The organism is Streptomyces sp. NPDC043427 (assembly GCF_056436655.1).
On sequence record NZ_JBWKCC010000023.1, the window covers coordinates 37548 to 63038 of the forward strand.

At 67.4% G+C, this 25491-nt stretch carries 20 protein-coding genes and 4 pseudogenes; 14 read left to right on the plus strand and 10 right to left on the minus strand.

The features are described 5' to 3' along the window. Positions 1–95: 95 nt before the first annotated feature. Positions 96–2867: a helix-turn-helix transcriptional regulator gene (locus AC067M_RS30410; RefSeq protein ID WP_478700240.1), complete on the plus strand. Its 2772-nt coding sequence runs from the start codon at positions 96–98 to the stop codon at positions 2865–2867. 206 nt (positions 2868–3073) lie between these two features. Next, positions 3074–3787: a sigma-70 family RNA polymerase sigma factor gene (locus tag AC067M_RS30415; RefSeq protein WP_478700241.1), complete on the plus strand. Its 714-nt coding sequence runs from the start codon at positions 3074–3076 to the stop codon at positions 3785–3787. 312 nt (positions 3788–4099) lie between these two features. On the opposite strand, the gene AC067M_RS30420 is transcribed toward AC067M_RS30415, so the two are convergent. Next, positions 4100–6826 (minus strand): AAA family ATPase, encoded by a 2727-nt coding sequence (locus tag AC067M_RS30420; protein ID WP_478700242.1) that lies wholly within the window; start codon positions 6824–6826, stop codon positions 4100–4102. Positions 6827–6933: 107 nt separating this feature from the next. Continuing rightward, the gene (locus AC067M_RS30425; protein ID WP_478700243.1) at positions 6934–8133 is read right to left on the minus strand and encodes a hypothetical protein; all 1200 of its coding nucleotides are present in this window, start codon (positions 8131–8133) and stop codon (positions 6934–6936) included. A gap of 374 nt (positions 8134–8507) precedes the next feature. Between AC067M_RS30425 and AC067M_RS30430 the strand changes: the two genes are divergently transcribed. The 4 genes and pseudogenes from AC067M_RS30430 to AC067M_RS30445 all read left to right on the plus strand — a co-directional run. Next, a complete protein-coding gene (locus tag AC067M_RS30430; RefSeq protein WP_307679666.1) occupies positions 8508–8750 on the plus strand; it encodes a DUF5133 domain-containing protein in 243 nt (80 codons plus the stop codon). 207 nt (positions 8751–8957) lie between these two features. After that, positions 8958–10580 carry an N-acetylmuramoyl-L-alanine amidase gene (locus AC067M_RS30435; RefSeq protein ID WP_478700244.1) on the plus strand — a complete coding sequence of 541 codons (1623 nt, stop codon included), beginning with the start codon at positions 8958–8960 and terminating at the stop codon, positions 10578–10580. Between the two features lie 466 nt (positions 10581–11046). Then, positions 11047–13401, plus strand: a complete 2355-nt coding sequence (locus tag AC067M_RS30440) for an FtsX-like permease family protein (RefSeq protein WP_478700245.1) — start codon at positions 11047–11049, stop codon at positions 13399–13401. A gap of 146 nt (positions 13402–13547) precedes the next feature. Beyond that, positions 13548–13748: pseudogene (locus tag AC067M_RS30445) on the plus strand (RNA polymerase subunit sigma-24); the annotation flags it as partial. A 51-nt stretch (positions 13749–13799) separates the two neighbouring features. Here AC067M_RS30445 and AC067M_RS30450 read toward each other — a convergent pair. Then, a pseudogene (locus AC067M_RS30450) lies at positions 13800–13931 on the minus strand (transposase); the annotation flags it as partial. Positions 13932–14003: 72 nt separating this feature from the next. On the opposite strand from AC067M_RS30450, the pseudogene AC067M_RS30455 reads away from it, so the two are divergent. Then, positions 14004–14183: pseudogene (locus AC067M_RS30455) on the plus strand (transcriptional regulator); the annotation flags it as partial. An 11-nt stretch (positions 14184–14194) separates the two neighbouring features. Here AC067M_RS30455 and AC067M_RS30460 read toward each other — a convergent pair. Continuing rightward, positions 14195–14578 (minus strand): winged helix-turn-helix transcriptional regulator, encoded by a 384-nt coding sequence (locus AC067M_RS30460; RefSeq protein ID WP_478700246.1) that lies wholly within the window; start codon positions 14576–14578, stop codon positions 14195–14197. A gap of 101 nt (positions 14579–14679) precedes the next feature. Between AC067M_RS30460 and AC067M_RS30465 the strand changes: the two genes are divergently transcribed. Further along, the gene (locus tag AC067M_RS30465) at positions 14680–15081 is read left to right on the plus strand and encodes a RidA family protein (protein ID WP_478700247.1); all 402 of its coding nucleotides are present in this window, start codon (positions 14680–14682) and stop codon (positions 15079–15081) included. Between the two features lie 179 nt (positions 15082–15260). On the opposite strand, the pseudogene AC067M_RS30470 reads toward AC067M_RS30465, so the two are convergent. Next, positions 15261–15452: pseudogene (locus AC067M_RS30470) on the minus strand (ATP-binding protein); the annotation flags it as partial. A gap of 390 nt (positions 15453–15842) precedes the next feature. Between AC067M_RS30470 and AC067M_RS30475 the strand changes: the two are divergent. Beyond that, positions 15843–16547, plus strand: coding sequence for an MmyB family transcriptional regulator (locus tag AC067M_RS30475; protein WP_478700248.1), 705 nt, complete (start codon positions 15843–15845; stop codon positions 16545–16547). Between the two features lie 196 nt (positions 16548–16743). Further along, positions 16744–17133: a DUF3099 domain-containing protein gene (locus AC067M_RS30480; protein ID WP_478700249.1), complete on the plus strand. Its 390-nt coding sequence runs from the start codon at positions 16744–16746 to the stop codon at positions 17131–17133. 135 nt (positions 17134–17268) lie between these two features. On the opposite strand, the gene AC067M_RS30485 is transcribed toward AC067M_RS30480, so the two are convergent. Next, complete coding sequence (locus tag AC067M_RS30485) at positions 17269–17838, minus strand: TetR/AcrR family transcriptional regulator (protein WP_355736085.1); 570 nt, start codon at positions 17836–17838, stop codon at positions 17269–17271. A 339-nt stretch (positions 17839–18177) separates the two neighbouring features. On the opposite strand from AC067M_RS30485, the gene AC067M_RS30490 reads away from it, so the two are divergent. Continuing rightward, positions 18178–18459: a carboxypeptidase-like regulatory domain-containing protein gene (locus tag AC067M_RS30490; RefSeq protein WP_478700250.1), complete on the plus strand. Its 282-nt coding sequence runs from the start codon at positions 18178–18180 to the stop codon at positions 18457–18459. Positions 18460–18949: 490 nt separating this feature from the next. On the opposite strand, the gene AC067M_RS30495 is transcribed toward AC067M_RS30490, so the two are convergent. Beyond that, positions 18950–19483 (minus strand): PadR family transcriptional regulator, encoded by a 534-nt coding sequence (locus AC067M_RS30495; protein WP_478700251.1) that lies wholly within the window; start codon positions 19481–19483, stop codon positions 18950–18952. 126 nt (positions 19484–19609) lie between these two features. Here AC067M_RS30495 and AC067M_RS30500 point away from each other — a divergent pair, with 126 nt between their 5' ends. Further along, positions 19610–20002 (plus strand): ester cyclase, encoded by a 393-nt coding sequence (locus AC067M_RS30500; RefSeq protein ID WP_478700252.1) that lies wholly within the window; start codon positions 19610–19612, stop codon positions 20000–20002. Between the two features lie 287 nt (positions 20003–20289). On the opposite strand, the gene AC067M_RS30505 is transcribed toward AC067M_RS30500, so the two are convergent. Further along, entirely contained in the window at positions 20290–22179 is a 1890-nt protein-coding gene (locus tag AC067M_RS30505; RefSeq protein WP_478700253.1) for a propionyl-CoA synthetase, read from the minus strand. A 185-nt stretch (positions 22180–22364) separates the two neighbouring features. Beyond that, complete coding sequence (locus tag AC067M_RS30510; RefSeq protein WP_478700254.1) at positions 22365–22715, minus strand: alpha/beta hydrolase; 351 nt, start codon at positions 22713–22715, stop codon at positions 22365–22367. Here AC067M_RS30510 and AC067M_RS30515 point away from each other — a divergent pair. Then, complete coding sequence (locus AC067M_RS30515; RefSeq protein WP_478700255.1) at positions 22696–23022, plus strand: hypothetical protein; 327 nt, start codon at positions 22696–22698, stop codon at positions 23020–23022. The two genes, AC067M_RS30510 and AC067M_RS30515, sit on opposite strands and share 20 nt — an antisense overlap. Further along, positions 23015–24025, plus strand: a complete 1011-nt coding sequence (locus AC067M_RS30520) for an enoyl-CoA hydratase/isomerase family protein (RefSeq protein ID WP_478700256.1) — start codon at positions 23015–23017, stop codon at positions 24023–24025. The genes AC067M_RS30515 and AC067M_RS30520 overlap by 8 nt, the downstream gene beginning before the upstream one ends. A 376-nt stretch (positions 24026–24401) precedes the next feature. On the opposite strand, the gene AC067M_RS30525 is transcribed toward AC067M_RS30520, so the two are convergent. Further along, a complete protein-coding gene (locus tag AC067M_RS30525) occupies positions 24402–25415 on the minus strand; it encodes an NADP-dependent oxidoreductase (RefSeq protein ID WP_478700257.1) in 1014 nt (337 codons plus the stop codon). Positions 25416–25491: the final 76 nt, after the last annotated feature.

Sequence of the window (25491 nt, forward strand, 5' to 3'; positions counted from 1 at the left end):
TCGCGAACACTCGTGGTCCTGTCGTGTGAGTAGGGATAGATTTTGAGACAGCGCGTACACGAGGCCGAGGGTATGGTGACAGCCGGGAGGCTGCCATGGGGAGAGACGGAGCGCGGGCCGGGCTCGTCGGGCGCCGGAACGAGTGCCGATTTCTCGACCACCTCTTGGCAGAAGCCAGGGCCGGGCAGAGCGGGGTCCTGGTGGTGCGTGGTGAGGCAGGCGTCGGGAAGACCGAGCTGCTGAACTACCTGATCGAGCGTGCCGTCGGTTGCCGCGTCGTCCGGGCGGCCGGCGTCCAGTCCGAAATGGAGCTCTCCTACGCTGGACTGCACCAACTCTGCGCTCCGCTGCTGTCCCACCTCGATGATCTTCCCGAACCGCAGCAGAACGCGCTGCGCGCGGCTTTCGGGATGCGGGCCGGTGACGCGCCTGATCGTTTTCTGGTGGGGTTGGCCACTCTCAGTCTGCTTGCCGGCGCTGCCGGTGACGAGCCGCTCGTCTGTCTCGTGGATGACGCGCAATGGCTGGACCGCGTGTCGGCCCAGACGCTGGAGTTCGTCGCTCGTCGGCTGCTTGCCGAATCGGTTCTGCTCGTTTTCGCCGTCCGCGAGTCCGGCCCTCGCGAGGCTTTCACCGACATGCGAGAGCTGCACGTGCGCGGGTTGAGCGACAGTGATTCCCGCAGGCTCCTCGAATCGGTGATCACCGGTCCGCTCGACCGGCGGGTGCGGGACCGCATCGTGGCCGAGGCGCACGGCAACCCGCTGGCACTTCTGGAGCTGCCGAGGAGCCTGACCGCAGTCGAATTGGCAGGAGGGCTCGCCGGGCTCGAACGCCGCCCACTGTCCAGCCAGATCGAGGACGGTTTCCTTCGTCGCGTCCAGTCGCTCCCGGCGGAAACGCAACAACTGCTGCTCATCGCCGCTGCAGAGCCGGTCGGTGATGTGTCCTTGCTGCGGCGGGCTGCTGAACGTCTCGGAATCGCTGTGAGCACTGCCGAGGCCAGCGCCGAAACGTCCGGACTCATCTCATTCGGTACGTGGGTTCGCTTCCGCCACCCGTTGGTTCGGTCTGCGGCGTATCGCGCCGCCGACTTCGAACAACGGCGACGGGTCCACAAGGCCCTGGCGGACTCGATCGACGCGCAATTCGATCCGGAACGCCGTGTCTGGCACCTGGCGAGCGCGACGACGGGGCCGGACGAAGCCGTGGCCGCCGAATTGGAGAGATCGGCCGGGCGCGCGCAACTGCGCGGCGGAATCGCCACGGCGGCAGCCTTCCTCCAGCGAGCCACCGAACTGACCTCGGACCCCGCACGCTGGGGGCCCCGGGCGTTGGCTGCGGCGCAGGCCAAGTATCGAGCAGGCGCTTTCGACGTTGCGCGGGAGCTGGTCGACGCGGCGGAACTGAGCCGCCTCGACGACGTCAGGTCCGCGCAAGCCATGCTGCTCCGCGGGCAGATCATGTCTGTCTCCCAGAGTGCCAGTGCCGGACTACCGCTGCTGCTCAAAGCTGCCGAGCGGCTCCAGTCATTCGACGCCAAGCTCGCCCGTGAGACCTACCGGGACGCCCTCTACGCGGCATTGACCGCAGGCCGACTGGCCGCGGGGGGCGTCCGCGACGTTGCAGAAGCGGTGCTGAGCGCACCGTCCTTGACTCACCCCGCGACCCGTGAGGATCTCCTCTTGCAGGGTGTCGCACGGGTGATCACCGAAGGTTACGCCGCTGGTGCGCCGGTTCTCATGGAGGCCGTGGCCGCCTTCCGCACGGAGGAGGTCGCGCCGGAGGACGGTCTTGGGTGGCTCCCGCTCGTGTGCCGTATGGCACACACGACGTGGGACTTCGACGCCTGGTCAGAGCTCTCCGCCCGGCTGGTCGACATGGGCCGCGACACAGGAGCCCTCGCTTTTCTGCCGTCATCCCTCCTGCTCCGTCTGTCGAATCGGGCATTCGCCGGCAACCTGCGGGGCGCCGATTCCCTTGTCGCTGAGGCGAACGCGATCGGTGAGGCGACGGGCAGCACTTTCTTCGCGCACTACGGCGCACTGGTTCTGGAACCTTTCAAGGGGCGGGAGTCCACGACCCATCAGGCGATCGAAGCGCTCACGCAAGACCGTCTCCTGCAGGACGAGGGGAAGGTGACGACAGCCACGCAATGGGCCTTGGCGGTGCTCTACAACGGCCTTGGGCGATACGAAGAGGCCTACGCGTGCGCAGAACGTGGATGCGAGAACCCGCAGGAACTCGGCTTGTCCCTCCAGTCCAGGGTGGAATTCGTCGAAGCCGCCGTACGGTTGGGGCGAACAACCAGGGCGGCCGAAGCCGCGCGGATGATCGAAGAGATGGCCCAGGCCAGCAAAACCACCTGGGCACTCGGTATTTCGGCCGCTACCCGTGCCCTGGTGAGCGACGGAAGGGCAGCCGAGGATCTGCACCGAGAAGCCATCGAGCTGCTCGACAGGACGCAGGCCCGGATGGACAGCGCCCGCGCCCGACTCAGGTACGGTGAGTGGCTGCGAAGTGAAGGCCGACCAGCGGACGCTCGTGAAAGGCTGAGCGAAGCGCACGAGATGCTCAGCGAGGCGGGTGCCGAGGCATTCGCGGAGCGCGCACGACGTGAGCTCCAGGCTGCGGGAGCGAAGGTGCGCAAACGAGCCTCAGTCGCGCCGGCGATCCTCACGCCAAAAGAAGTCGAGATCGCGCGGCTTGCCAAGGAGGGTTTCACCAACCCGGAGATCGGCGCCCGACTGTTCCTCAGCCCTCATACGGTCGATTGGCATTTGCGCAAGGTGTTCGCGAAATTGGGTATCTCCTCCCGCAAAGAGATCTCTTCGGTGCGGCCGGAAGGTCTGACGGCCACACGTTGACCGTGTTCGACACGTCGCCCGCGCTCGGCGTAGGGCCTGTCCAAGCCCAGGCCGAGTGGGGTGGCCACGGACCCACCACGGCATCACCACGCAGTCCCCCACGGGGTCCCACGGAGTCTTGAAGGCGCGGGCTACGCCGTGTCGGCGCGAGGTTGGTCGCAGCTCGAATTTCCAGGTTGCCGACCCACCCACCGGAGGATCCGACCATGGACAGGTACCTGCTCGAAGCCGGACAATTGCCGATGGCCGGCGGTCACGCATCGCCCTCGACCATTGATGATCTGGAGGATGCGGCGTCCATATACCTGCGGAATCGGCCGGCACTCCTCAAGATCGCCTATCGCATCCTCGACAACGAGAGCGAGGCCGAAGAGGTGGTCCAGGAGGCATGGCTGCGACTGCAGTGCACCGATCGAACGGCCGTGCGACGTCCTCAGGCGCTGCTGCGGACGATCACCGTCAGGCTGGCGATCAACTCGGTCCAATCAGCGTACAGACGCCGGGAACGCAGCGCCACCCCTTGGCTTCTGGAGGCATTTGACCCGGGCCCCAGCCCGGAATCAGGAGCCGAGCAGCAAGACACCGTGGAGCGAGCGGTCTCTCTGCTTCTGGAGACGTTGACACCTCCGCAGCGCACAGCCTTCGTCCTCCGGGAGGGGTTCGGTTATCCGTACGAGCGGATTGCCGACCTTCTGCATCTCAGCGTCGTCAACGCCAGGCAGCAGGTCACTCGCGCACAGCGGCGACTCGGTGCGAAGCGTCACCGGCAACCGGTGGATTCCATCAGCCATCGCCGTCTTGTGCAGGCCTTCCTCGCGGCGGCACAGGGAGGCGACCTGGCCCGCCTGGAGCAGGCCCTCCTGACGGAGACCGGCCCGACAGGTCGAGCCACGAGGCCGGCCGGGGTGCAGGCCGCGTAAGAACGTGTTCGGACTCATCGGCGCCGTTTCTGGTCTACCCCATGGATTGATTACCGTCCCTTTTCCTAGAGACCCGGGGCGTTTGCAGTGTCGACCGGACTGAGTCAGCGATTTCCCCCTTGAAGGGCGGCTGACATCAGGTTCCCGCAGAGAGGCACCTGGTCGCGCCCTTGACAGGCCGTAGGTGGCTTCGTGGTCACCCCGTGGAGAGTCCCTGGTGCTGGTCCGTCAAGTCGCTGGACTGTTGGTCTCGCGTCGGTGGCCAGCGGCTCCATCACTGCCGAGATCAGTGGGTCCGGGGCGGCGTGCCGGTCAGAGCGCCGTGTGCAGGAGCCGGCGAGAAGTGATGTTGAGTTTGGCGTACACCTTGCGCAGGTGCCATTCCACGGTGTGCGGGCTGAGGAACAGCTGTGCGCCGATCTCGGTGTTGGTGAGCCCCGCACGGGCCAGCTGCGCGATCTGCGTTTCCTGGGGGGTCAGCGTCGCCGCGGCGGCACCGGTCCGCCGGGTCACGGTCTCGCCGGCGGCCCGTAGTTCACGCACGGAGCGCTCGGCGAACGCGCCGGCGCCGAACTGACTGAAGAGGGTGTGCGCCACGCGAAGTTGCTCGCGGGCGTCGACGCGGCGGTTCTGCCGGCGCAGCCATTCGCCGTACACCAGGTGTGCCCGTGCCAGATCCGTCCTGACCCGAGTACGTTCGAGTCGCTCGATAGCCTCGCGGTAGAGCTCTTCGGCAGAGTCCTCCTGGCCGAGCAGAGCCTGCGAGCGTGCCTGAACCCCCAAGGCCCAGTCCGTGCCCGCGGCTTCGGTGGCCCGGGTCAGTTCGGCCAGTGCGGCCTCGGCCGCCTCACGGTGACCGCTGCGCACTGCGGCCTCCACCAGCTCAGTCAATCCCCAGTTGTGCACGGCGAGATCCTGCGGGTGCGCGCTCGCCTGACGGGCGGAGTCGAATGCCTCCTCGTATAGGCCCAAACCGTTGTAGAGCACGGCTGCGGCCCGGTGGGCGACGGACACGCCGACGCCCTCACCGCGACTCATGGCGTCGTCCAGGCTGGTCCTGACAAGCATGGCGGCCTCGCGCTCCCTTCCTTGCCAGGCGGCGAGGGTAAGCGTTCCGTAGGGCGTGAAGCTGTTGCCGCCGGCGGCCTCCTGGACACTGAGGCTCTCCGCGATGAGTAGTGCCGCCGCGTCCAGTTCACCGGCGAACGTGTGGACGACTACCCGCGAGTTGAGCGCGAGGGGCAACTCTGTCAGCGCGCCGACGGTGCGGGTGGTCCGCACGTGGAGTGTTGCCAGCTCAGTCCAACCTTCGTCGTCCCATATCTCGGCAGCGAGGGCGGAGGCCAACCATGACCAGCGCAGGACCTGCTCGGGATCGGTCTCCCGGCGGAGCGCGCTCACCGCGTCACGCGCGCCGACGACGGCGTCGCGGTACCCACTGGTGAACCGGGTGGCCAAGGCGTCCATGAGAAGGTCGGCGTTGCGTGGCGGCCGTGTGTTGGACGGTGACGTCCTGTGCGCCGCTTCCGCCACCTCTCGCACCGTAGCCCCAACAGCGAGCCGCCCTGCGAACATAGCCGCTGACACGGTGTCCAGAAACGTCTCGCGAGCCAGTCCGACGTCGAGCGGGACCAAGCGCTGCGCGGCGGCCAGCAGGAGGGGGAGCGCTTCGGCGCCGCGGCTGCCGACGAAGGCGATCTGAGCGTGGGTGAGGTGCACGCGAGCGCGACCGATCTCGTCCAGGACCCCGCTCTCGGCGAGGGCCAGCAGATCACGCGCCGCGGCTGGTGCACCGGCCCGAAGCTTCGCTTGCGCTGCCGCGAGGGCACGCGTCGCTTTCCGCCGGGGCTGCGGAGTCAATACAGCCGCGTGTGCGAGAAACGCCGCGGCCGCGGCGGTGCCGCCGCGCGCCACCGCCCGCACGGCGGATGACTCCAGTTCGGCGGCGATCGCCTCGTCGGGCCGCACAGTCGATCGTGCCAGGTGCCATGCACGACGGTCCGGATCGTGGACGGGGTCGGTCACCTCTGCCAGGACACGGTGGATCTCTCGCAGCTCCGCGAGTCCGGCCGACCGGTAGATTGCCGAGCGCAGAAGCGGATGCTTGAAACGCACCAGAGCGCCGATGTCGAACAGCCCCGCTGCCACTGCCGGGCCTGCCGCTTCAGGATCGATGTCCAGGAGCGCCGCTGCGCGTCTGAGGAGTGTCACGTCCCCGATCGGTTCGGCGGCGGCTGCCAGCAGCAGTCGCTGCGTCGCGGGCGGGAGCGAGCGGACCCGCTCGAGGTAGCTCCGCTCGATGCGGCCGGTCACCGGTCCGGGGTCCGGCAGGCCGAAACCGTCAAGGGGTTCCGTCTCTTCCCGGCTGTGCGGAAGTTCCAGAAGCGCGAGGGGGATGCCGCGGGCTTCTGCGAGGATTCGGTCGCGGACTCGTTCGTCCAGGAGACCGCCGGCCTCCGAAGCCAGAAGCACGAGGGCGTCGCTGTTGTCGAGGCCGTCGATCGTCAGTTCAGGCAGTCCGGCGAACTCGTCGCGTGCCTTCAGTTCACGCGTGGCGAACACCAGTGCGAGGGGTTCGGCGAGCATCCGCCGTGTCACGAAGGCCAGAGTCTGTGCGGATACCCGGTCGAGCCACTGCGCGTCGTCCACCAGGCAGAACAGCGGCTTTTCGGCGGCCACCTCGGTCAGCAGTCCGAGCACGGCGAGACCGACCAGGAACCGGTCCGGTGGTGGGCCGGTGCTGACCCCGAACGCCGTGGTCAGCGCTTCTCGCTGCGGGAGCGGAAGGGAGTCGGCGTGACCGAGGAACGGCGCGCACAACTGGTGCAGGCCTGCGAACGGCAGTTCCATCTCCGACTCGGCACCCGCACTGCGGGCGACGCGGTATCCGGCGACGTGCCCGGCCAGATGATCGAGCAGAGCGGACTTTCCTATGCCGGCCTCACCGCGTAGGACAAGAGCTGAGCTCTGTCCGGCCTCGACTTTCGACGCCAGCTCTTCAAGCGCATTGCACTCGCGGTGCCGACCGCGCAGTTGCATACGACCCTGTCCGCTCACCTTGACTCCCGTACGGGAGCATAACAACACCGTAGTCGATCAAGGCCGAAACGATGATGTCACGGTGAGCTGCGGTTCTGTGCAGCCGGTCACTGCACAGGCGCAGTCGTACCCTTCAGAGGCCAACGGCGGCTGACACCCACATGCAAAAGCACGCCCGCGCCCAGGGCGTTCACGCAGACATGCGACACCCATCCCTCGGCGCTCGAGGTTGTCCAGGTGAGCGTGCCCGCATAGGTGATCAGCCCGCCGAAGAGCCCGGCACCCACAATCACCGAGACAAAGAGAGTCGTCGCCCGCTCCCACGCCGCGGACATCCGGGAGCGGAAGACTCCCTCGAAGAGCATGGCCACCAGCAGCCCGGCTGCGCTGAAACTGGTAACGGTGGCAAGGATGGTACGTGCCGCCACGCCGAAAAAACCGTCGAGCAGTGCGAAGCTGAACGCCGTTCCGGCGAAAACGAGCAGATTCCCCAGAGTGATCCGAAGCCATCGCCGGTCGAGTTTGTTCAACGGCCAGCCACGCCAAACGATGAAGAACCAAACCTGCCACGCCCCGCACAGTGCGAACACGGCACTGAGGTCCTCGTGCGAGAAGGGACCATCCTGACTGATCAGGCCGGAGCCCGTCGGCGCGTGAAATTTGTACGCCGTGTACTGCACGAGGAGAGCCAGTCCCCAGGAGAGTGCCAGCGCTGCGAAACCCGCGACCAGCCTGGGCAGTCGTTTGAACGGCCAGCCCTCGCCCACGAGGGTGAGTTGCAGCATCGCGGTGAAGACCGTGAGTCCCAGCGGTATTGCGGCGGGGTACAACGGTGCGCTGCCGAGTTCCGGGGTGGAGTCGAAGAGACCGGACACGTCGAAATGGCCCACGATCATCTGGCCGACGGCCGCCAGGGCCACACCCGCCGCTGCAATGAGAAGCGTGTCCACAAGGGCCGACCAACCAGGGCGCAGGGTCGAACCCGGCCAGTCCTCCCACCAGAACGCGACCATGGAGAGAACCGGCAGTGCGAACGTCATCAGTGGCGAGAGGATGACCACTGCGCTCTCGGCGCCGTCCGGTCCGAAGGCGAGCAGTGCGGCCAGTGGAACGACTACCAGTAGCCCGGCAAATCCAAGACCCGGCTGGGCGGCAAGGCGTGCACGTTCGGCGTTGAGGAAGGCCTCGGAGTGCCGGAGGTGGGGGGTCGTTATCGTCGGCTGGTCGGGCAGCCTCTGGAACCAGATGCGTCTCGCGAAAGTCCCGCGCCTGGATTGGACCTTTGATTTATCCATGAAACGCACCATGAGATGTTGTCCCGTGTGTCTCTGCCGTCGAGTATCGGTCGTGCCACAGTAAATCCGTGGTCAGGAAGGGACTTTGAGCTCCGACCGGCGCAGCCCGACCATAGAGACCGAGTGCCTGTCCCAGGTGTGACACTGTGTTGGCGAGCGGTCAGCGCGTGAAAGTTCGTTCCTCCCGCCGTGGTGTCACAAACAGGTGCTCTGGGTGGTCCTTGTGTGAGGGCGGCCAAGTGAGCGGCCGTCTCGCCGAATCAGTGCGTGTGAAGGCAGGCTCCATTTTTGCGCCCTCTGTTGGGGAGTTGGCGTGCGGTTGGCCAACATGCCGGAGGAATAACGGTGCCTGAAGGATTGTGCTGCAAGAGGGAGAGGGAACCGCAGTGATCGTTCCTGTGGAGAAGGAAGTGCGTATTGCGCTTGCCCGGTTCGCGCAAGCGCGGATCGAGTACGACGTCTGTCCCACGGGCCGGACCAGCCGGGCTCTGGAGGACGCGAAGTACACGCTGTGTGTCATGACCGGAGTGCGCACCGCCGAGCAGGCGCTGGTTGCGGCGGACACACTGCTGCAGCAGTACAGCATCCGCCGGAGGGGAAGTGATCGCCCCGACTGGCCCGATCGCTGAGGGGTGGCCGGCCATCTGTGCTGCTGGGTCGGCGGGTCGAAGTCCCGGCACCGCAAGGCGTTCCGATCCGTAGCATCGGTGTCACAACTCGCCTGGCTGGCCTGTCATGTTGGCATCGGCGCCTCCGGACCGTTCCAGCGATTGGGCTGCTCGACCGCCCGGTGGTGACTTCTTCGAAAGGTTTTCAACCGCATAAGGATCAGCATCTTGCACAAGAGAAGAGTGCGGCTCCGTCCCTCGGTCGCCCTTGCGATCGGCGCGCTGGTAGCAGGGAGCCTTGCTACGCTGCCGTTCACTGCGCTGGCCGAGGGTGCCGGCGACTCCCACGGCGACCCCCGGCAGCAGGACTTCATGGCGGCAGCCGCTGAGTACCACGTTCCCGTCAGCGTCCTGCTCGGCGTGGCCTACCAGGAGTCAGGGTGGCAGTCACACGGCGCACAGCCCAGCACCGACGGCGGCTTTGGGCCCATGCACCTCACCGACGTCACCCCGGCCATGCTCGCCGGAGGTGACGCGGGTGCCGCGGGACGCAGTGACCTTGCCTCCCTCGCCTCGAATCCGGCCCTGCACACGCTGCAGGCTGCCGCGAAACTCACCGGACAGAGCCCGGAGACACTGCGGAAGGACCCCGCAGAGAACATTCGAGGCGGTGCGGCGCTACTTGCCTCCTATGCGAAGCAGGTAACTGACGGCACGCCGGCAGACCCGTCGCAGTGGTACGGCGCCGTGGCCCGCTACAGCCAGTCGACCCAGAGGCAGGGCGCCGTTCGCTTCACGAACCGCGTCTACGGCACCATCCGCAGCGGAGCTGCCGATGTCACCGACGACGGTCAGCAGGTCCAGCTGAAAGCCAGTCCTTCGGTGCGGACTGCAGACGCGCAGATCGACCAGTTGCACCTCAAGGCCACGACAGACATCGACACTGAATGTCCGTCGACCGTGGCCTGCACGTTTGTCGCCGGCTCTCCGGCCGGCGGCCAGGTCTCGAACCGGCCCGCCAACCGCATACGGATCGACACCATCGTGATCCACGACCTGGAGGGTTCCTACGACTCCGGGGTCGCGGGACTCGCAGACCCGAAGAACGTCGCCTCGACGCACTATGTGATGCGGTCCTCGGACGGCGCGGTGACGCAGATGGTGCCCACGAAGAACATCGCCTTCCACGCGGGCAACTACTCCACGACAAGTAGACGAAGTTCGACGCTTGCTGCTTGTCCGTGCAGGCTGTCGTGGCGCCCGTCGGATCGTCGGACGGGCAGACCTGGACCGTCTGCACATTGTCGGCGAAGGCCGGGTCGCATCGCTCCCGACGCGGACGCGCCTCTCTTCGGCGACCAGGCGATCCACGGGACCGCTGCCGGCACGAATCGAATCAACGACTGGGGCAGCACCGCACAGGCCGGTCAGCAGTTCGTCGTCGCCGAGGTTCAGGGCGACTGGACTGCCGTCTGGTACAGCGGCGCCAAGGTCTGGTTTCACAACCCCGGAGGTAAGAACACCCGGCCCGTCTACGGCGTGAAGATCATCAAGCCCGCAGGCACCACACCCGTGGCCGTCTACGGATCCAGCTACCCGGACAAGTCCGAGTACCCCGCCGGCCTGGGCGCGTCGACGCAAGCACCGTTGAGCATGTACTCGGTCCCGGCGGGCCAGGCCTACGTCGCCACCCAGCCGGCGACGGCCACCGACGACTACTTCGCCTCATCCGGAACGGTCGTCATCGGCAGCAAGAAGATGTACACCATCCAGTACAACCACCGCGTGGCACTCGTCTACGCCAATGACGTCACCGCGACCACCGTCACGCGGCACTGGGAAGACCACTAGTCTAGAGCGTGTCTCTTTGGTGGGTTCATCAGTTGATCGGATGTGTCTGTCCGATTAGTGATCACTGATGCGATGTGGGACCGGATCGAGCCGCTGATGGCGGCCGATCCGGTTCGTGGACGGCGGTCGAAGCCGGCCTCCCCACGGCTCAGCGGCGGGAACCGCTCCGCTCACGCCCCTGATCCAGCGGGCGACCATCCGTACGCTCCGCGCCGGTGACCGGTTACCACCGCATGACGTTGTGACACGGTGCACCATGGTTGCTGCGGTACAAGTATGCGCCGACTATACCTACGGTGTATAGTGCGGCGTGCCGGCTGGCGGGTTCCACGCCATGCCGCCCCCTTCTGTACGGCCGATTGTGATCGGCACCCCTCCCCCCTAGCCGCCGGGCCGTACGGACGGCGCCCCGCGCCCGTACGAGAGGAAGACAGTGAGCCCAGCTCCGCAAGATGAGCGCCATGTCGTGACCGCGAGAGTGCTGGGCGGTGGACGGCGTTTCGGAGCGCTTCGCGCGCTCGGCCTCGGTGCCCGGCTCGCCCTGACCGGTGGCCGGGAGGGCAAGATCCGCACCACCCTCACGGCCGTCGGGGTCGGGCTCGGAGTCGCCGTGCTGTTGCTCGCCGCGTCGGTACCCACCGCCAGGCACGACCGGGACGAGCGCATTCACCACCGCATCGACGTCAACCTCGACGACCGCACCATCAAACCCTCGGCGGGCACTGTGCTGATCAGTGATATCGACACCGTGTTCAGGGACAAGAAGATCCGTGGGCGCATGGTGCAGCCGGAGGGGTCCGGCGCACCGCTTCCGCCCGGACTCCGGCGTTATCCACGCCCCGGAGAGATGGTCGTGTCACCAGCACTGCACAAGCTGCTGGCCGCACCGGGCAGCGAGCTGCTGCGCGAGCGCCTCGCCCACACCGTCGTGGGCGAGGTAGGCGACCCGGGCCTGCTCGACCCCGGCGAGTACGTCTTCTACCTGGGCGGAGATCACATGGTGAACGGCGTCGCGGGCACGCGGCGACTGGACCACTTCGGGAAGGTCTACCCGAAGAAGCCCCTCTCCCTCGAACTCGCCCTGCTCAGCATCGCGGGGATCGTCGTGCTGCTCGCCCCGGTCGGCGTCTTCATCGCCGCGGCCGTCCGGTTCGGCGGTGAGCACCGGGACCGGCGGCTGGCCGCCCTGCGGCTGGTCGGCGCGGACCGTCGGATGACGGCCGGCATCGCCGCGGGCGAGACGCTGCTCAGCACACTGGCCGGTATCGTGCTGGGCGCGATCCTGTTCATGGCGGGCCGTCAGTTCGTCGGGCTGGTGGAGGTACAGGGGCTGGGCGTCTTCACCGAGGATCTCACTCCACAGCCTCTACTGGCGGCCCTCACGGTCGTCGCCGTCCTGGCACTCTCCCTCGTCGTCACGCGGATGGCGATGAACAAGGTGGCCGTGGAGCCCCTCGGAGTCGTCCGCAGGTCCGGCGGGTCCACCCGGCGCCTGTGGTGGCGTATCGCGCTTCCCCTGCTGGGACTGGTCCTGCTGCGGACGTCCGTGCGTAACGCACCCGACCTGCAGGACGTCACCACCGTCGTGCAGGTGATCACCGGCATGCTCGCGCTGCTCGTCGGGGTCACCGCCGTGCTGCCTTGGATCGTGGAACGCCTCACCGGGCTGATCGGCGGCTTCGGTCCGCTGTCCTGGCAACTGGCGGTACGGAGGATGCAGTTGCACGGCGAGGCTGCCACCCGCTCGGTCAACGGGATCGCGGTCGCCGTGGCCGGTGCCGTGGCGCTGCAGACCCTCTTCACCGGGATCACCCAGCAATCTGCGGACCACACCCCACAGGCGGCGGGCGGTTCCTCCTCGCCCCGCACACACATCGGTTTCGCCCGCCTCGATGACGGCAAGGGGGGCGAGGAGCGGTACGCCCCGGTGTTCGCCTCGACTCCCGGTGTGCGGCAGGCCGTCGGTTTTGGGGAGTTGTCCGTGAGTACGCCCGACGGCGCGTTCCCGCAGACGGTCCGCATAGCCGACTGCGCCGGGTTGCGCAGACTGGCCGTGGTGCCCGCCTGTTCCGACGGGGACGCCTTCCTCGTCACTCCGGCCGGGCCGCACGGAGCGGACGACATGACCACGTGGAAGGCGGGCATGAGGCTGCGCATCGGCGCTGACGGCCCCGAATGGAAGGTACCGCGCATCACAGCCACCACTCACGCAAAGAGCGCCGATCCAGCAGTCGACTTCCCCGAGAGCATGCTGCTCGCCACCCCCAGGGCAGCAGGGCCGAACGCGATCGCACACGCTGTCAGCACGGTCGACCTCACCTACACGGCCGCAAGCAGGGACGTGCAGGACCGCATCCGTACCGCGGCCGCCCGGCTGGGCCCTTCCTTCACTGTCGACTTCCCCGGACAGCCTCAGGGCAATCCGGCCCTCGACGGGATCAAGCGGGCCTTGCTGGCCGGGGTGACGGCCGTCCTGATGCTGATCGCCGCGAGCATGCTGCTCGGCGCGCTGGAACAACTCCGAGACCGTGCACGCATCATGGCCGTGCTGGTCGCCTTCGGTACCGGGCGGCGCACGCTCGGCGCATCCGTCCTCTGGCAGACCGCACTGCCCGTCGCGCTGGGGCTGCTCGTCGCGGAGCTGGTCGGGACGCTCCTCGGCGGCGCACTGCTCGGTCTCATCGGCAAACCCCTGGTCTACGACTGGAGCACCCTGCCGGCCATGGCCGGCATCGGCGTGACCGCCGCCGTCGGCGTGACCCTGCTGTCCCTTCCCACACTGTGGCGGTCGACGCGGCCGGAGGGCCTCCGACACGAGTGAGCGGTCGTCCCGGAGCGTGGCCGAGCCCGGCGCCGAACTCGATCTGTCAGGCCGGGTCGCGGGCACCCGATTCCACCAGGCCCGGGGCGGGCATCCCCGCCAGCGCGGGCTCCCACGCCGCGCCCGTCGTCAGGGCGGGGCGGTAGGCCGCCTTCGCCCCGCGCTTCTGGCCGCGGAGGGATGTCCGATGGGTCGAGGCCAACGGCGGGCCCGCCATCCTGGTCCCGGAGGACGGCAACGCGAAGGTGCTGCTGTGTGCCGATGTGTCCGCGCGCGGCATCGAACGCCTCTTGTGCGTGATGAATCCTGCCAAACTGGTTCCCTGCGTGGCTTCGCCGGACGCCTGAGGCGGCCCACCTGATCAGCCGTTTGTGAGCGGTCTGGAACGAGCCGAGCTCCTCCGGGAGGTCCCGCCAGGGCGAGTTGGTGCGGTACTTCCACGCGATGGCCTCGAGCGTGCGGCGGTGGTCAGCCCACCGCCGTCCACGAACCGGATCGGCCGGCATCAGCGGCTCGATCCGGTCCCACATCGCATCAGTGATCACTAATCGGACAGACACATAGAAGTCAGCATGGCCCCGTATGAATGAGATAGAGAAGCTATGGCAGACCGAGCAGCACTGGCGGCGTTCCTGCGGGCGCGCCGAGAGGCACTACGGCCTGAGGACGTGGGTCTGCCCCGCGGACGTCGCAGGCGCACGGGTGGACTGCGCCGCGAGGAAGTCGCGGCACTGTGCGACATGTCAGCCGACTACTACGGCCGACTCGCGCAACGCGAGGGTGGGCGTGCCCGTCAGGCGTCGAAACGGCTGCGTGCACTCTCGATGTGACCGAGGTGCTGGTGGGTCCAGCCGCATATGGCGTCGACCGCGGTGCGCAAGGCCCGGCCCGGCTCGGTGAGGGTGTACTCGACCCGTGGCGGCACGGTGGGGTACACCCTTCGCTCGACCAGGCCGTTGCGCTCCAGCATGCGCAGGTTCTGGGTGAGCATCTTGTGGCTGACGCCCTCGACCTCGTTCCGCAGCTCACTGAAGCGCAGGGTGCGCTCGCCGAGCGCCTCGATGATCAGGAGCGCCCACTTGTTGGCGACATCCGAGAAGATCTCCCGCGCCAGGGAGTCTGCGCGCCGCAGGTCAGCGTCCTCGGGCAGGCCCTTGAGTAGTTGCTTGGTCACCATCAGGTTCCTCAGTCACCGAAAAGTGCGTTCTTCCAGGTCAACCGTGACTCTCCTAGAGTTTCCGAGTAACTGCAAGAGAGCAATGCGGAAGGGCGAGCACCGTGGCCACCATTGATGTCTTCAACTACAACGTGCCGGCTGAGAGGGACTTCGGCTACTCACAGGCGATCAAGTCCGGCGAGCTGATCCACGTCTCTGGACAGCTCTCGTTCGATGAGGCAGGCGAGTTCCTCTACGCGGGCGACTTCGCCGCCCAGCTCAAGCAGACCTACGCCAACATGGACAAGGTCCTGGACCACTACGGCGCCACCCGGAACCAGGTCGTTTCGCAGACCCTGTACGTGGTGAACCTGCGGCAGAATGCCGCGGCGACGGCGGAGGGCAACCTGGGGTACTTCGGCGACCACCGCCCGGCCAGCACGGTTTTGGGCATCACTGAACTGACCTTGCCCGGCCAGGTCATCGAAATCAGCTTCGTCATCGACACGAAACTGCCCGCTTGAGGTCTCCTCCTCGCACGTCCCACAGCCCTCTGGGGGCTCCGTTCGTGGAACAGTCACAGTGACCCGTTCCACCAACGCTCCCATAACCCTCGTTTTCCCGGCCGGCGCGGTTTGATCTGCCCCTTCGAGATCAGAAAAAGATTGAAGGCCAAGGGCCGTCGAGGCGGCATGTGCAGAGATCAGCTGGCCTTGGCGGGCTCTTCGGCTCGAGCCCGGGTGCTGGCGAGCCGGCAGGAGTCGGTGCCGGTCTCGATGATGGTGCCGTTGAAGGTCAGGCGGTCGACGATGGCCGCGCAGAGCCGCGGATCGGTGAAGGTCTTCGTCCAGCCGCCGAACGACTCGTTAGAGGCGATGGCGGCGCTGTCCTTCTCCGCCTCCATGCCGGGCGGGTGGGGCTGCGGGATGAACGCCTCGATGGGTGCTTTGCCCGCCTCCACCGCGATCCGCGGCTTCAGGTCGGCGACATAGCGCCTGACCATCGGATAGGACACGTCGGCGCCATGTTCCTCAAGCAGCCGGTGGAAGATCCGGGTGACCGTGTGCCGCTGCTTGCGCGGCGCGTGCAGGTCCGCCCGCAGGATCTCGTCGATCACCGCCTTGTACGGATCCAGCGCCGACGGCCGCGGCGGCAGCGGCTTGCGTGACTCCGGCCAGGCCGAGTCCAGGGCCTTACGCACCCTCCGCCAGGCGACGTTGTACTTGCGCTCCAGCTCCCGCATCGTCATGCCGACCCGGTGGTCCCGCCGGATCGCCGCATACAGATGATGCGCATCCTGGACCGCCTGGAAAACACCCCCGCCCAGCTGATGAACCACCTTGGCGAAACCCTGAAGCAAACGCGGCCCGTGGTCGCGCTGCTGGGCGACGAGACCGCCTACACGGGCTTGGCGCGCAGCGCCCACTACCGCTGGTTCACCGACCCGGCCTCCCGGCTCGTACATCCCGAGAGCGACCACGCCGCGCAGAGCCGTCTGATGGCAGCGGACCTCCATGGTGCCTACACACACCATGGCGAGAAGTCCCGTGCCGCGAAGCTCGTCGACGCACTCAAGCAGGAGAGCCCCGAATTCGCCGCACTGTGGCACGAGCACGTCTTCCTGGGGCCCCACTGCGCCTCCAAACGCTTTCTGCACTCACAGGTCGGGGCGCTTGAACTGCACTGCCAGACGCTCGTGGACCCAGAGCAGTCGCAGCGGCTCGTGGTCTACACAGCAGTACCGGGCACGGAGAGCCACACCAACCTGCAACTCCTGTCTTCGCTGCCCATCGCGGAGGGGACGGCGAGTTCGGTCAACCCGGCCCGCCCCGTGGTGACCACGACTCTCTTCACCTTGACATCACGCCGACCAGACAGCGCGTTGGCATGTGACGAGGACCTTCGAGGGGACTGCTGTCACAGATGCGGCGGCGATGCTGTCAATACGTACAGCAGGTATGTCCTCGTCGACAGCAAGCTCAACCCATAGCTATGCGCTCGACCGTCTCGATGAAGTGCCTCCGTTATCGGCACTTTCTTCGTCGACGACGTTCTCCTGCGCGAGACGCGGGTTGAAGCGTGCCGGGTCTTTCAGGTAGTCGCGGCTGCGCGTCGGCCTTTCGGCACCGTGCGCAGCACAGGATCCCCAGTGACCAGGAAGTGCCAAGACAGGCAGGCGATGAAGCGTGATCAGCAAGCAGAACAACGTCCAGGTCTTCCGGATCACCGCGGCGCGGAAGGGGCTGAACGAGGACGTCCGCGCCCGGCAGCGACGCTACGTCATCGCCATGTCGGTGCGTACGGTGTCGGTGATCCTGGCTGCCACTCTGTGGAACGTCGAACGGTCCGTTGCGCTTGTCGCGCTGGTCCTTGGTATCGGCCTGCCCTGCATCGCCGTCGTCATCGCCAACGGGGGCCGCGAGAAAGCCCCGGCACCCGAGGCGTGGTTCGTCGCCGCACCGTCCCGTCTCGTGATCGCTCCGCCGCGGCACGAGGGTTCCGCGGCGGCGGCCCCCGAAGACATGGCCACCGGGTCGGGCACGACCTCGCGACCCGAGCCGAATGATGCGAACTGAGCTGCACCCGCCGCGGCACTCATGGCGTCCACGTCGGCATGTCGGCATGTCGGCATGTCGGCATGCCGAAGTCTGCCTTTATCCGCTTCCGACGGGAGACGAGTTTCGGGAGCGGTGGGTGATCAGCGCCGTGGGTCAGCCAGGCGCTGAGGTGGCTCCGTCGATGAGACGATCGGCTGCCGCGTCGGTGCGGACGACGTCGTGGGTCACCAGGCGATCCTGGCACAATCCGCGCAGGCCCGAAACGAGCAGCGTGGCTGCGGCTCGTGCCTGCTCCGGTGGGTGGCCCAGCCGGACGTACGCGTCGGCGATCGGCCCGATCACGACCTCAACGGTGTCGGCGGCCAGCTCGCCGTACTGCTGCGGGTCCGTGACGGCCAGGCTCAACAGCTGCAAGAGCATGCGAATTGGTCCGGACTGCTCCCCGACGGTCATCGCCTCCCACAACGTGCGGGCGGCCCGACGCAGGCCTGCGGTGTCGTGGACGTCGTCGAACATCGCACGGGCATCGGGGCGGTTGGCGTTCAGTGCCTGCGCCAGTAGATTCTCACGACTGCCGAAGTAGTACAGAAGCATGCGCTTGGTGGTGCCGATGGATTCGGCGAGCGGGCTCAGCGACATCTGCGCGAGTCCGTGATCTTGAAGGTGCGCCACCACTTCCCGCAGCAACTCGGCGCGCTTTTCGACATTGACTGGTCGGGGCATGCCCCGGACTGTACCGGTCGGTACGCGTAGGGTCGCACAGTGTTGACGTTCCAGTCGGTACGTTGATCAGGCGATTGCGTCAGCGAGTACAGAGGGACGGGTGCCGCGGTCGTGAGGAGTGTCGGTGTCCCGGCTGATCAGGGCGCTACCGTCACGGCCACCGCCCGGCGCGCAGGCGGCGTTTGGTGGTGCCGAGGATCTCGGCGGGCGGGCTCAGCCGCCATTGCACACGTTCGTTACTGTACCGATCGGAACATCAATACCTCGTGGAGCCTACGCGTACCGATCGGACAGTCAAAACGCACCTAGACCCGCCAGCATCGAAAGCAGCAGCGACCCGTGCGCCATGCCGCAGTAACTGTCATCGACACGCGCGGCCGGCAGTTGGTTCGGACTACGACAAACGCGGAGGGAGAGTACGCCGTGACCGGGCTGCCAGAGGGGTACATCAGCGTTGTGGTCTCGTCTTCCGGGCAAACACCGGTAGTGGACCAAAAGCTGCTCCAGTCCGGCGTAGCCGTGCAAGCTGACTTCGTCCTGCGCGGTCGACTCGGCGGCACTCCATTCGGCGGCGGTATGTATCGCGGAAGTGCCCGGTCCGATGAGATGCCGTATCAGTAGTACGGCCATCTCCCGGCAGATGGTGAGGTCGACGACCCGACCGCGCGACAGCGGTGAGCCCGAGATGCGCTTCTGCCTGGCTACCTGAGCCGAAGCCCGCTTGTCCTCGGACTCGCGCGGCTTCCAGAAAGGTCACCTCATGCAGGACGTCGGAGACGGAAAAGCCTCCTGCACCGGACGCATACTGTGAGGTCGCTACCGCAGCCGCCTCCCAAAAGCGTTGGACGAACTCGCGCCCCCTCTCAGGGCGTCGTCGATCTGCCGCTGCATGTGGCCTGGTCCGGGGTCAGGAACTTCTCCGTCGATCGACCCAAGGCACGTATGGGCCTTGCTCCCAGCGAAACACCCCGTGACCTGCGATGTACCAAAGTGCCAACTATCTCTCTGATTACGGGCATCCGGCTGCTGAACCTAGTTGGCATCAGGGCAGGTCACGAACGTTCCCTAGTGTCAATATCCATCCTGGTCACATTTGATGTGACGAGGATTTTTAGTTGTCGAATGCGGGCGGTTCCTCCCCGAGGGTCTCGCGCAGCCAGGTCCGTTCGGCGCGGCTGGTGGCGCGGGCGGTGAGCAGCATGCCCCGCCGGTAGGGGTCGGCGATCTCCTCGGCACGCAGGGGCCGCTCGTTGTCGTAGAAGAAGCTCGCCGGTTCTTCCAGGAACTCCAGCCGTCTGCGCAGCACCGCGTGCTGTTCGGCCACGTCGGGCAGGTGGGAGAGGAAGGCCAGGACGACGTAGAACCGGGTGAAGTCGGTGATCTCGTGGTCGGCGGGCTTGCGCAGGCGCTGAAGCATGTCGGCCCGTCCGGCCGCGGTCAGGCTGAGCACGTACCGGGCCGCCCCCGCGGCCGGGTCTGCGCGCCGCTCGATCAAGCCCGCCCTGGTCAGGCGATTGATCGCCGGATACAGGCTGCCGTCACTGACCGGCCGCGTATAGCCGGTCAGCTGTGAGATGCGGCGGCGCAGCTCGTGTCCAGGCAGGGGTCCCTCGGCGAGGAAGCCGAGTATCGCGAGTTCCAGCATGAGTCCATCTTCGCACGCGAACATCGAATCGATGTGAACATCGATTCGATGTTACGCTCGCAGGTACCCGCCCAAACGTCTCTGGAGAGGCACAGCAAGATGCCATCGCAGTCCACCGAGTCAGTGATGAACCGTTTCGTCGAGTTCATCAACACGGCCAACGAGGATCTCGCCCGCGAGGTCATTTCTCCGGACGCGGTGTTCCACGCGCCAAGCCACCCGGAACCACTGCGGGGGCCCGATGGGTACATGGAAGTCATCGGGATGATGCGCAGCGCCTTCCCCGACGTCCAGTGGACGCTGGAGGAGACGGTCACCGAAGGCGACACCGTGGCCGCGCGGTTCACCATGCGGGGAACCCACGACGGTGAATTCTTCGGGATACCGGCGAGCGGCAACAAGATCTCGGTGCAGGCCATGAACATCTACTACCTGGCCGACGGCCGGATCGTCGGCGAACGGGGCCAGCCCGATCTCCTCGGGGTGATGCAGCAGATCGGTGCCGTACCGGCGCCGTGAACCTCGTAGCGCCGGGTGAGTCTTCTGCCGCGCGGGATTGCCGCTGCCGGGAGGGGGCCGTATGGCGCGGTGGCAGAAGGCGAAGGCCCGCACCGGAGCGCGGGCGGCCGGCGCGGGTTCACCGCAAGAGGCCGGTCTTCTCCTTGATCCGGCGAGCGAGATCGCTGAGGAAGACATGGGCGTCGGTTCCCATAATCAGAAGGTATCCCCAGCCTGGCCGACGGGCCGTGCCGCGCGGAGTCCGGTGGACGCGCTCGCCCACCGTCGGCCAGGGCGCTGTCAGCCGTTCACGGGGTGTGACCGGCGCGGCGGAGGACCGGGCGCAGGATTTCGATGACGCCGGGATCGTCCACCGTGGACGGGATGGGTTCGTCGCGGCCGTCGGCGATGCCGCGCATGGTCTTGCGCAGGATCTTTCCTGAGCGCGTCTTGGGCAGGGCGGCGACGACCGTGACGTCTTTGAGGGAGGCGACGGCGCCGATGCGCTCGCGTACGAGTTGGACGAGTTCGGCCTCGACCTCGCTCGGGTCGCGGTTGCTGCCTGCTTTGAGGACGACGAAGCCGCGCGGGATCTGTCCCTTGAGTTCGTCGGCGACGCCGATGACGGCGCATTCGGCGACGTCGGGGTGGGCGGCCAGGGCCTCTTCCATGCTGCCGGTGGACAGCCGGTGTCCGGCGACGTTGATGACGTCGTCGGTGCGGCCCATGACGAAGACGTAGCCGTCGTCGTCGAGGTGTCCGCTGTCGCCGGTGAGGTAGTAGCCGTCGTAGGCGGAGAGGTAGGAGGCGACGTAGCGGTCGTCGTCGTTCCAGAGCGTGGGGAGTGCGCCGGGCGGCAAAGGAAGCCTCACGACGATCGCCCCGTCGACGCCCGCGGGCACCGGCTCGCCCGAGGGGTCGAGGACGCGGACGTCCCAGCCCGGCAGCGGGCGGGTCGGGGAGCCGGGCTTGAGGGGAGCGGCTTCGATGCCGACCGGGTTGGCGACGATGGGCCAGCCGGTCTCGGTCTGCCACCAGTGGTCGATCACCGGGACGCCCAGCAGCTCGCTCGCCCAGTGATACGTCTCGGGGTCGAGGCGCTCACCGGCCAGGAAGAGATAGCGCAGGTGGGAGAGGTCGTAGCCGGCGGTGAGCGCCCCCTTCGGGTCCTCCTTCCTGATCGCCCGGAAGGCGGTGGGCGCCGTGAACATGGTCTTGACCCGGTACTCGGCGGCGACGCGCCAGAACTGGCCCGCGTCCGGGGTGCCGACCGGCTTGCCCTCGTACAGGACCGTCGTCGCGCCCGCCAGCAGGGGCGCGTAGACGATGTACGAGTGCCCGACGACCCAGCCGACGTCGGAGCCGGTGAACATCGTCTCGCCCGGGCCCACGTCGTACACGGCGCCCATCGACCAGTGCAGGGCGACCGCGTGGCCGCCGCAGTCACGTACGACTCCCTTGGGTTTTCCGGTCGTTCCGGACGTGTAGAGGATGTACAGGGGATCGGTGGCGGCGACGGGAACGCAGTCGGCCGGCGGCGCGGCGGCGACCAGATCGGCCCAGTCGAGATCGTCCGGCCCCAGCGCGGCCGGCTCCTGCGGGCGTTGCAGGATCACGCTCTTCTCCGGCTTGTGGACGGCGAGTTCGATGGCCCGGTCGAGGAGGGGCTTGTATGCGATGACCCGCTTGCCCTCGATGCCGCAGGAGGCGGAGACGACCACCTTGGGGGCGGCGTCGTCGATGCGCAGGGCGAGTTCGTGCGGGGCGAACCCGCCGAAGACGACCGAGTGGACCGCGCCGATCCGTGCGCAGGCCAGCATCGCGACGGCGGCCTCGGGGACCATCGGCATGTAGATCACTACGCGGTCGCCGTGTCCCACGCCGAGCTGTGCGAGCGCTCCGGCGAAGGCCGCGACCTCGTTCCTCAGCTGCGCGTAGGTGTAGGTGCGGCGGGTGTCGGTCACGGGGGAGTCATGGACGAGCGCGGGTTGTTCGCCCCGGCCGGCTTCGATGTGCCGGTCGAGGGCGTTGAAACAGACGTTGAGCCGCCCGTCGGGAAACCAGCGGTAGAACGGTGCGCCCGAGGAGTCCAAAGCGCGTTGCGGAGTGACATACCAGTCGATGCCCTCTGCCGCCTTCAGCCAGAAGCTTTCCGGGTCCTCGGTACTGGCGCGGAAGACATCCTCGTACGTTCCCATCGCGCACTCCTTTGTGGCATCGAGGGACGGTGGTGGGGCTGCGTGCGGAACGGTGTCGGACACACGTACCGCATGCCGGCCGGCATGGTCGAGCAAGCTGCCGGGGACCGGCGGACCGGTCACCGGCATGGCGGTGGTGCGGCGGCCCGGAGGTCAACAGGCCCGCCGTCAGGCGCAGCTTCTGCTCACGCGCCGAGGTAGTTACGGAGCCATTGACCCATCTGCTGGATCGCCTCGTCCACCTCGGGTACGCGCCCCGCGCCCAGGACGAACGAGTGCTGCCCTTCGGGCAGCGGGTGGACCTCGGAAGTGACCTTGAAGTCCGCGAGGCGGCGACCGACCTGGGCGACGTCGTCGGCGAGGGGCTCGTACTCCCCGTAGTGGACGGTCGTGGGCGGCAGGCCGGTCAGATCGGCGTTCACGAGGCTGATCGCGGGGTCGGTGAAGTCCACCCCGGGATCCTGCAGCCAGGCTCCTCGGAAGAGCTCGAGGGTGTTCCTGCTGAGCATCTTGTCGTTGTCTTCGTTCTCGTCCACCGACGCGTTGCGGCCCGCCCAGCGCGGGCCGACCGGCGTACTGCGCCGAGTCCGCCTGTGCCAGGATCTTGAGGTGCCCACCCCTCAAGCTCACGGCATCGACAACGACGAGTGGTTCCGTCGGTTGCCCCTCATGGCCGAGCAGGCGCTCGCGTCCGGACCCCCCGCCAACAACCCCGTCGTACCCACCGTGGACGAGATCCAGCATCTCTACGCGCAGATCCACGCCAGACAGTCGGAGAGTGAGGAACGTGATGGCCACGACAGCCAGGTCCACGTGGAGTACGAGGTGCTGACCCATGAGTGACACCGCTGCGGGCGAGATTCTCGCCGACGTTCACCGGGGCGTCGGCCGGATCCTGCTGAACCGGCCCAAGGCGCTCAACGCCCTGACGGCAGGCATGGTCGTCGCCATCGACCGTGTGCTCGCTGAGTGGGCGCACACACCGCTGTCCGCTGTGGTGCTTGCCAGTACCAGCACGAAGGCGTTCTGCGCCGGTGGAGACATCCGTACGATCCGCGAGCACAGTCTCGCCGGGGATGCCGAGGCCAGTGAGCGGTTCTTCGCCTCCGAGTACCGGCTCAACGCCCGGATCGCCGAGTATCCCGTGCCGGTCGTGTCGCTCATCGACGGCCTGTGCATGGGCGGCGGTCTCGGTCTGTCCGTCCACGGCAGCTTCCGCGTCGTCACCGAGCGCGCGGTGCTGGCGATGCCCGAGACCGGGATCGGGTTCTTCCCGGACGTCGGGGCCAGCTACTTTCTGCCGCGGTTGCCCGGCGCGATCGGCATGTACTTGGGGCTGACAGGGAACCGGCTGGACGCGGCCGACGCCCTGTACACGGGGTTGGCCACGCACTTCGTCCCCGCGGACGGGCTCGACGCGGTGGGGGAGGCCTTGGCCGACCACCCCGGCGACCCGGTGGACGTCGTCCTCAATCGCCTCGCCGACCGCTCCCCGGTAGGGGCGAGCAGGCTGGCGGAGGTACGTGGGGACGTGGACTGGGCGTTCGGCGCGCCGACCCTCGGCGAGATCGAGAAACGCTTGCGCCACCTCGACACCCCCTGGGCGGCAGCCGCGCTGGTCGCCCTGGAGTCCGCCTCGCCGCAGAGTTTGGAGATCACTCACGCGCTGCTGGCCCGGGGCAGGCAGCACACGTTGCGCGAGTGCCTCGGCCACGAACTCGCCCTCACGCGCACGACCATCCGCACGCCGGACTTCCTGGAGGGCGTCCGTGCGGCCCTGGTCGACAAGGACCGCACTCCCGACTGGCAACGTGCGTCGCTCGGCGGACGGACGCTGTCGGCCTGAGCATGTCCGCCGTGAGCAGGACGTTGCCTCGCGCAAGGGGCTGGTCGTGCAGGAGGGGCGCGCTTCAACGAGTCGGGAGCGCGGGCCCCGCGGGCCTGACCCGGGAAATCCTCGTCTCTCTGCCTGGGCGGGCTCACGCAGGCGTGGCGGTCCGTCCGCAGTGATCAATCCCGACATGCAACGGGGGCGGGGGCTTGACCACGGCTCGGGTCGGCGTAGAGGCGCGTGGCGCGCTGTGTCGCGAGCCATAGGGCGTACGGAATGGCACCGAGACGCCGACAGTGGCGTCTCTCCGCGACCGTAGTCGCCATTGCTCGCCGGCGTCGTCGCCCCTCCGGTGACCGTGCCGGACGGAGGGTCTGTGGCCGGCACGGTCTCAGTCGTTGTCGGGCACCATCGAGACCACGACCTTGCCGGCCTTCGTGCGGCCCTGCTCGACGTGCGCCATCGCCTCGAGTGTCTGGTCGAACGGGAAGGTGCTGTCGATGATCGGGCGGAGTTTCCCGCTGTCGTAGAGGGCGCCGAGTTTGCGCAGCTGAGAGCCGTTGGCCTGCATGAAGAAGAACTGGTACCGCACGCCCAGTGCTTTGGCCTGCTTACGGATCTTGCGACTGAGCGTGTTCATGACCAGACCCATGAAGGACGGGGCGCCGAGCTGCTTGGCGAAGCCGGCGTCCGGCGGGCCGACGACACTGATGGCCAGGCCGCCGGGCTTCAGCACGGTCAGCGACTTCTCGAGGTTCGCTCCGCCCAGGGAGTCCAGCACCAGGTCGTAGCCGGACAGCACCTTCGAGAAGTCTTCCTTGGTGTAGTCGACGACGATGTCGGCGCCGAGGCTCCTGACCAACTTCTCGGTGTCGGTGTTCGTGGTCGTCGCCACGGTGGCGCCGAGGTGCTTGGCGAGCTGGATGACGGTCGAGCCGAGGCCACCGGCACCGGCATGGATGAGCACCTTCTGACCCGGCTCAACGTGGGCACGGTCGACGAGAACCTGCCAGGCGGCCAGGGCCACCAGCGGCACTGCGGCTGCCTCTGGGAGGGTGAGGGAGGCCGGCTTGTGCGCGACGTCGTCCATGTCGATCGCGATGAACTCCGCGAAGCCGCCGACCCGCAGGTCGCGCGGACGGGCGTAGACCTCGTCGCCGACCTTGAAGCCGCGTACGGCGGAGCCGACCCGCGCCACGACGCCGGCCACGTCGTGGCCGAGCACGAACGGAAGCTTGTACTTCAGGAGCTGCTTGAACTCCCCGTTACGGACCATCTTGTCCAGCGGATTGATACTGGCGGCGCTCACTCTGACCAGGACGTCGCGGTCCCCGACCGTGGGCTCGGGTACCTCTGCGGCGCGCGTGCCGTCCTTGCCGTACTTCTCGACGACGAATGCCTTCATGCCGGCCGCCTTTTCTGTGGGGGTGTTCCGGTGGTCGATGTGATTCTTCGCGCAGGTCCCCCTGCGCGCCCGTTTC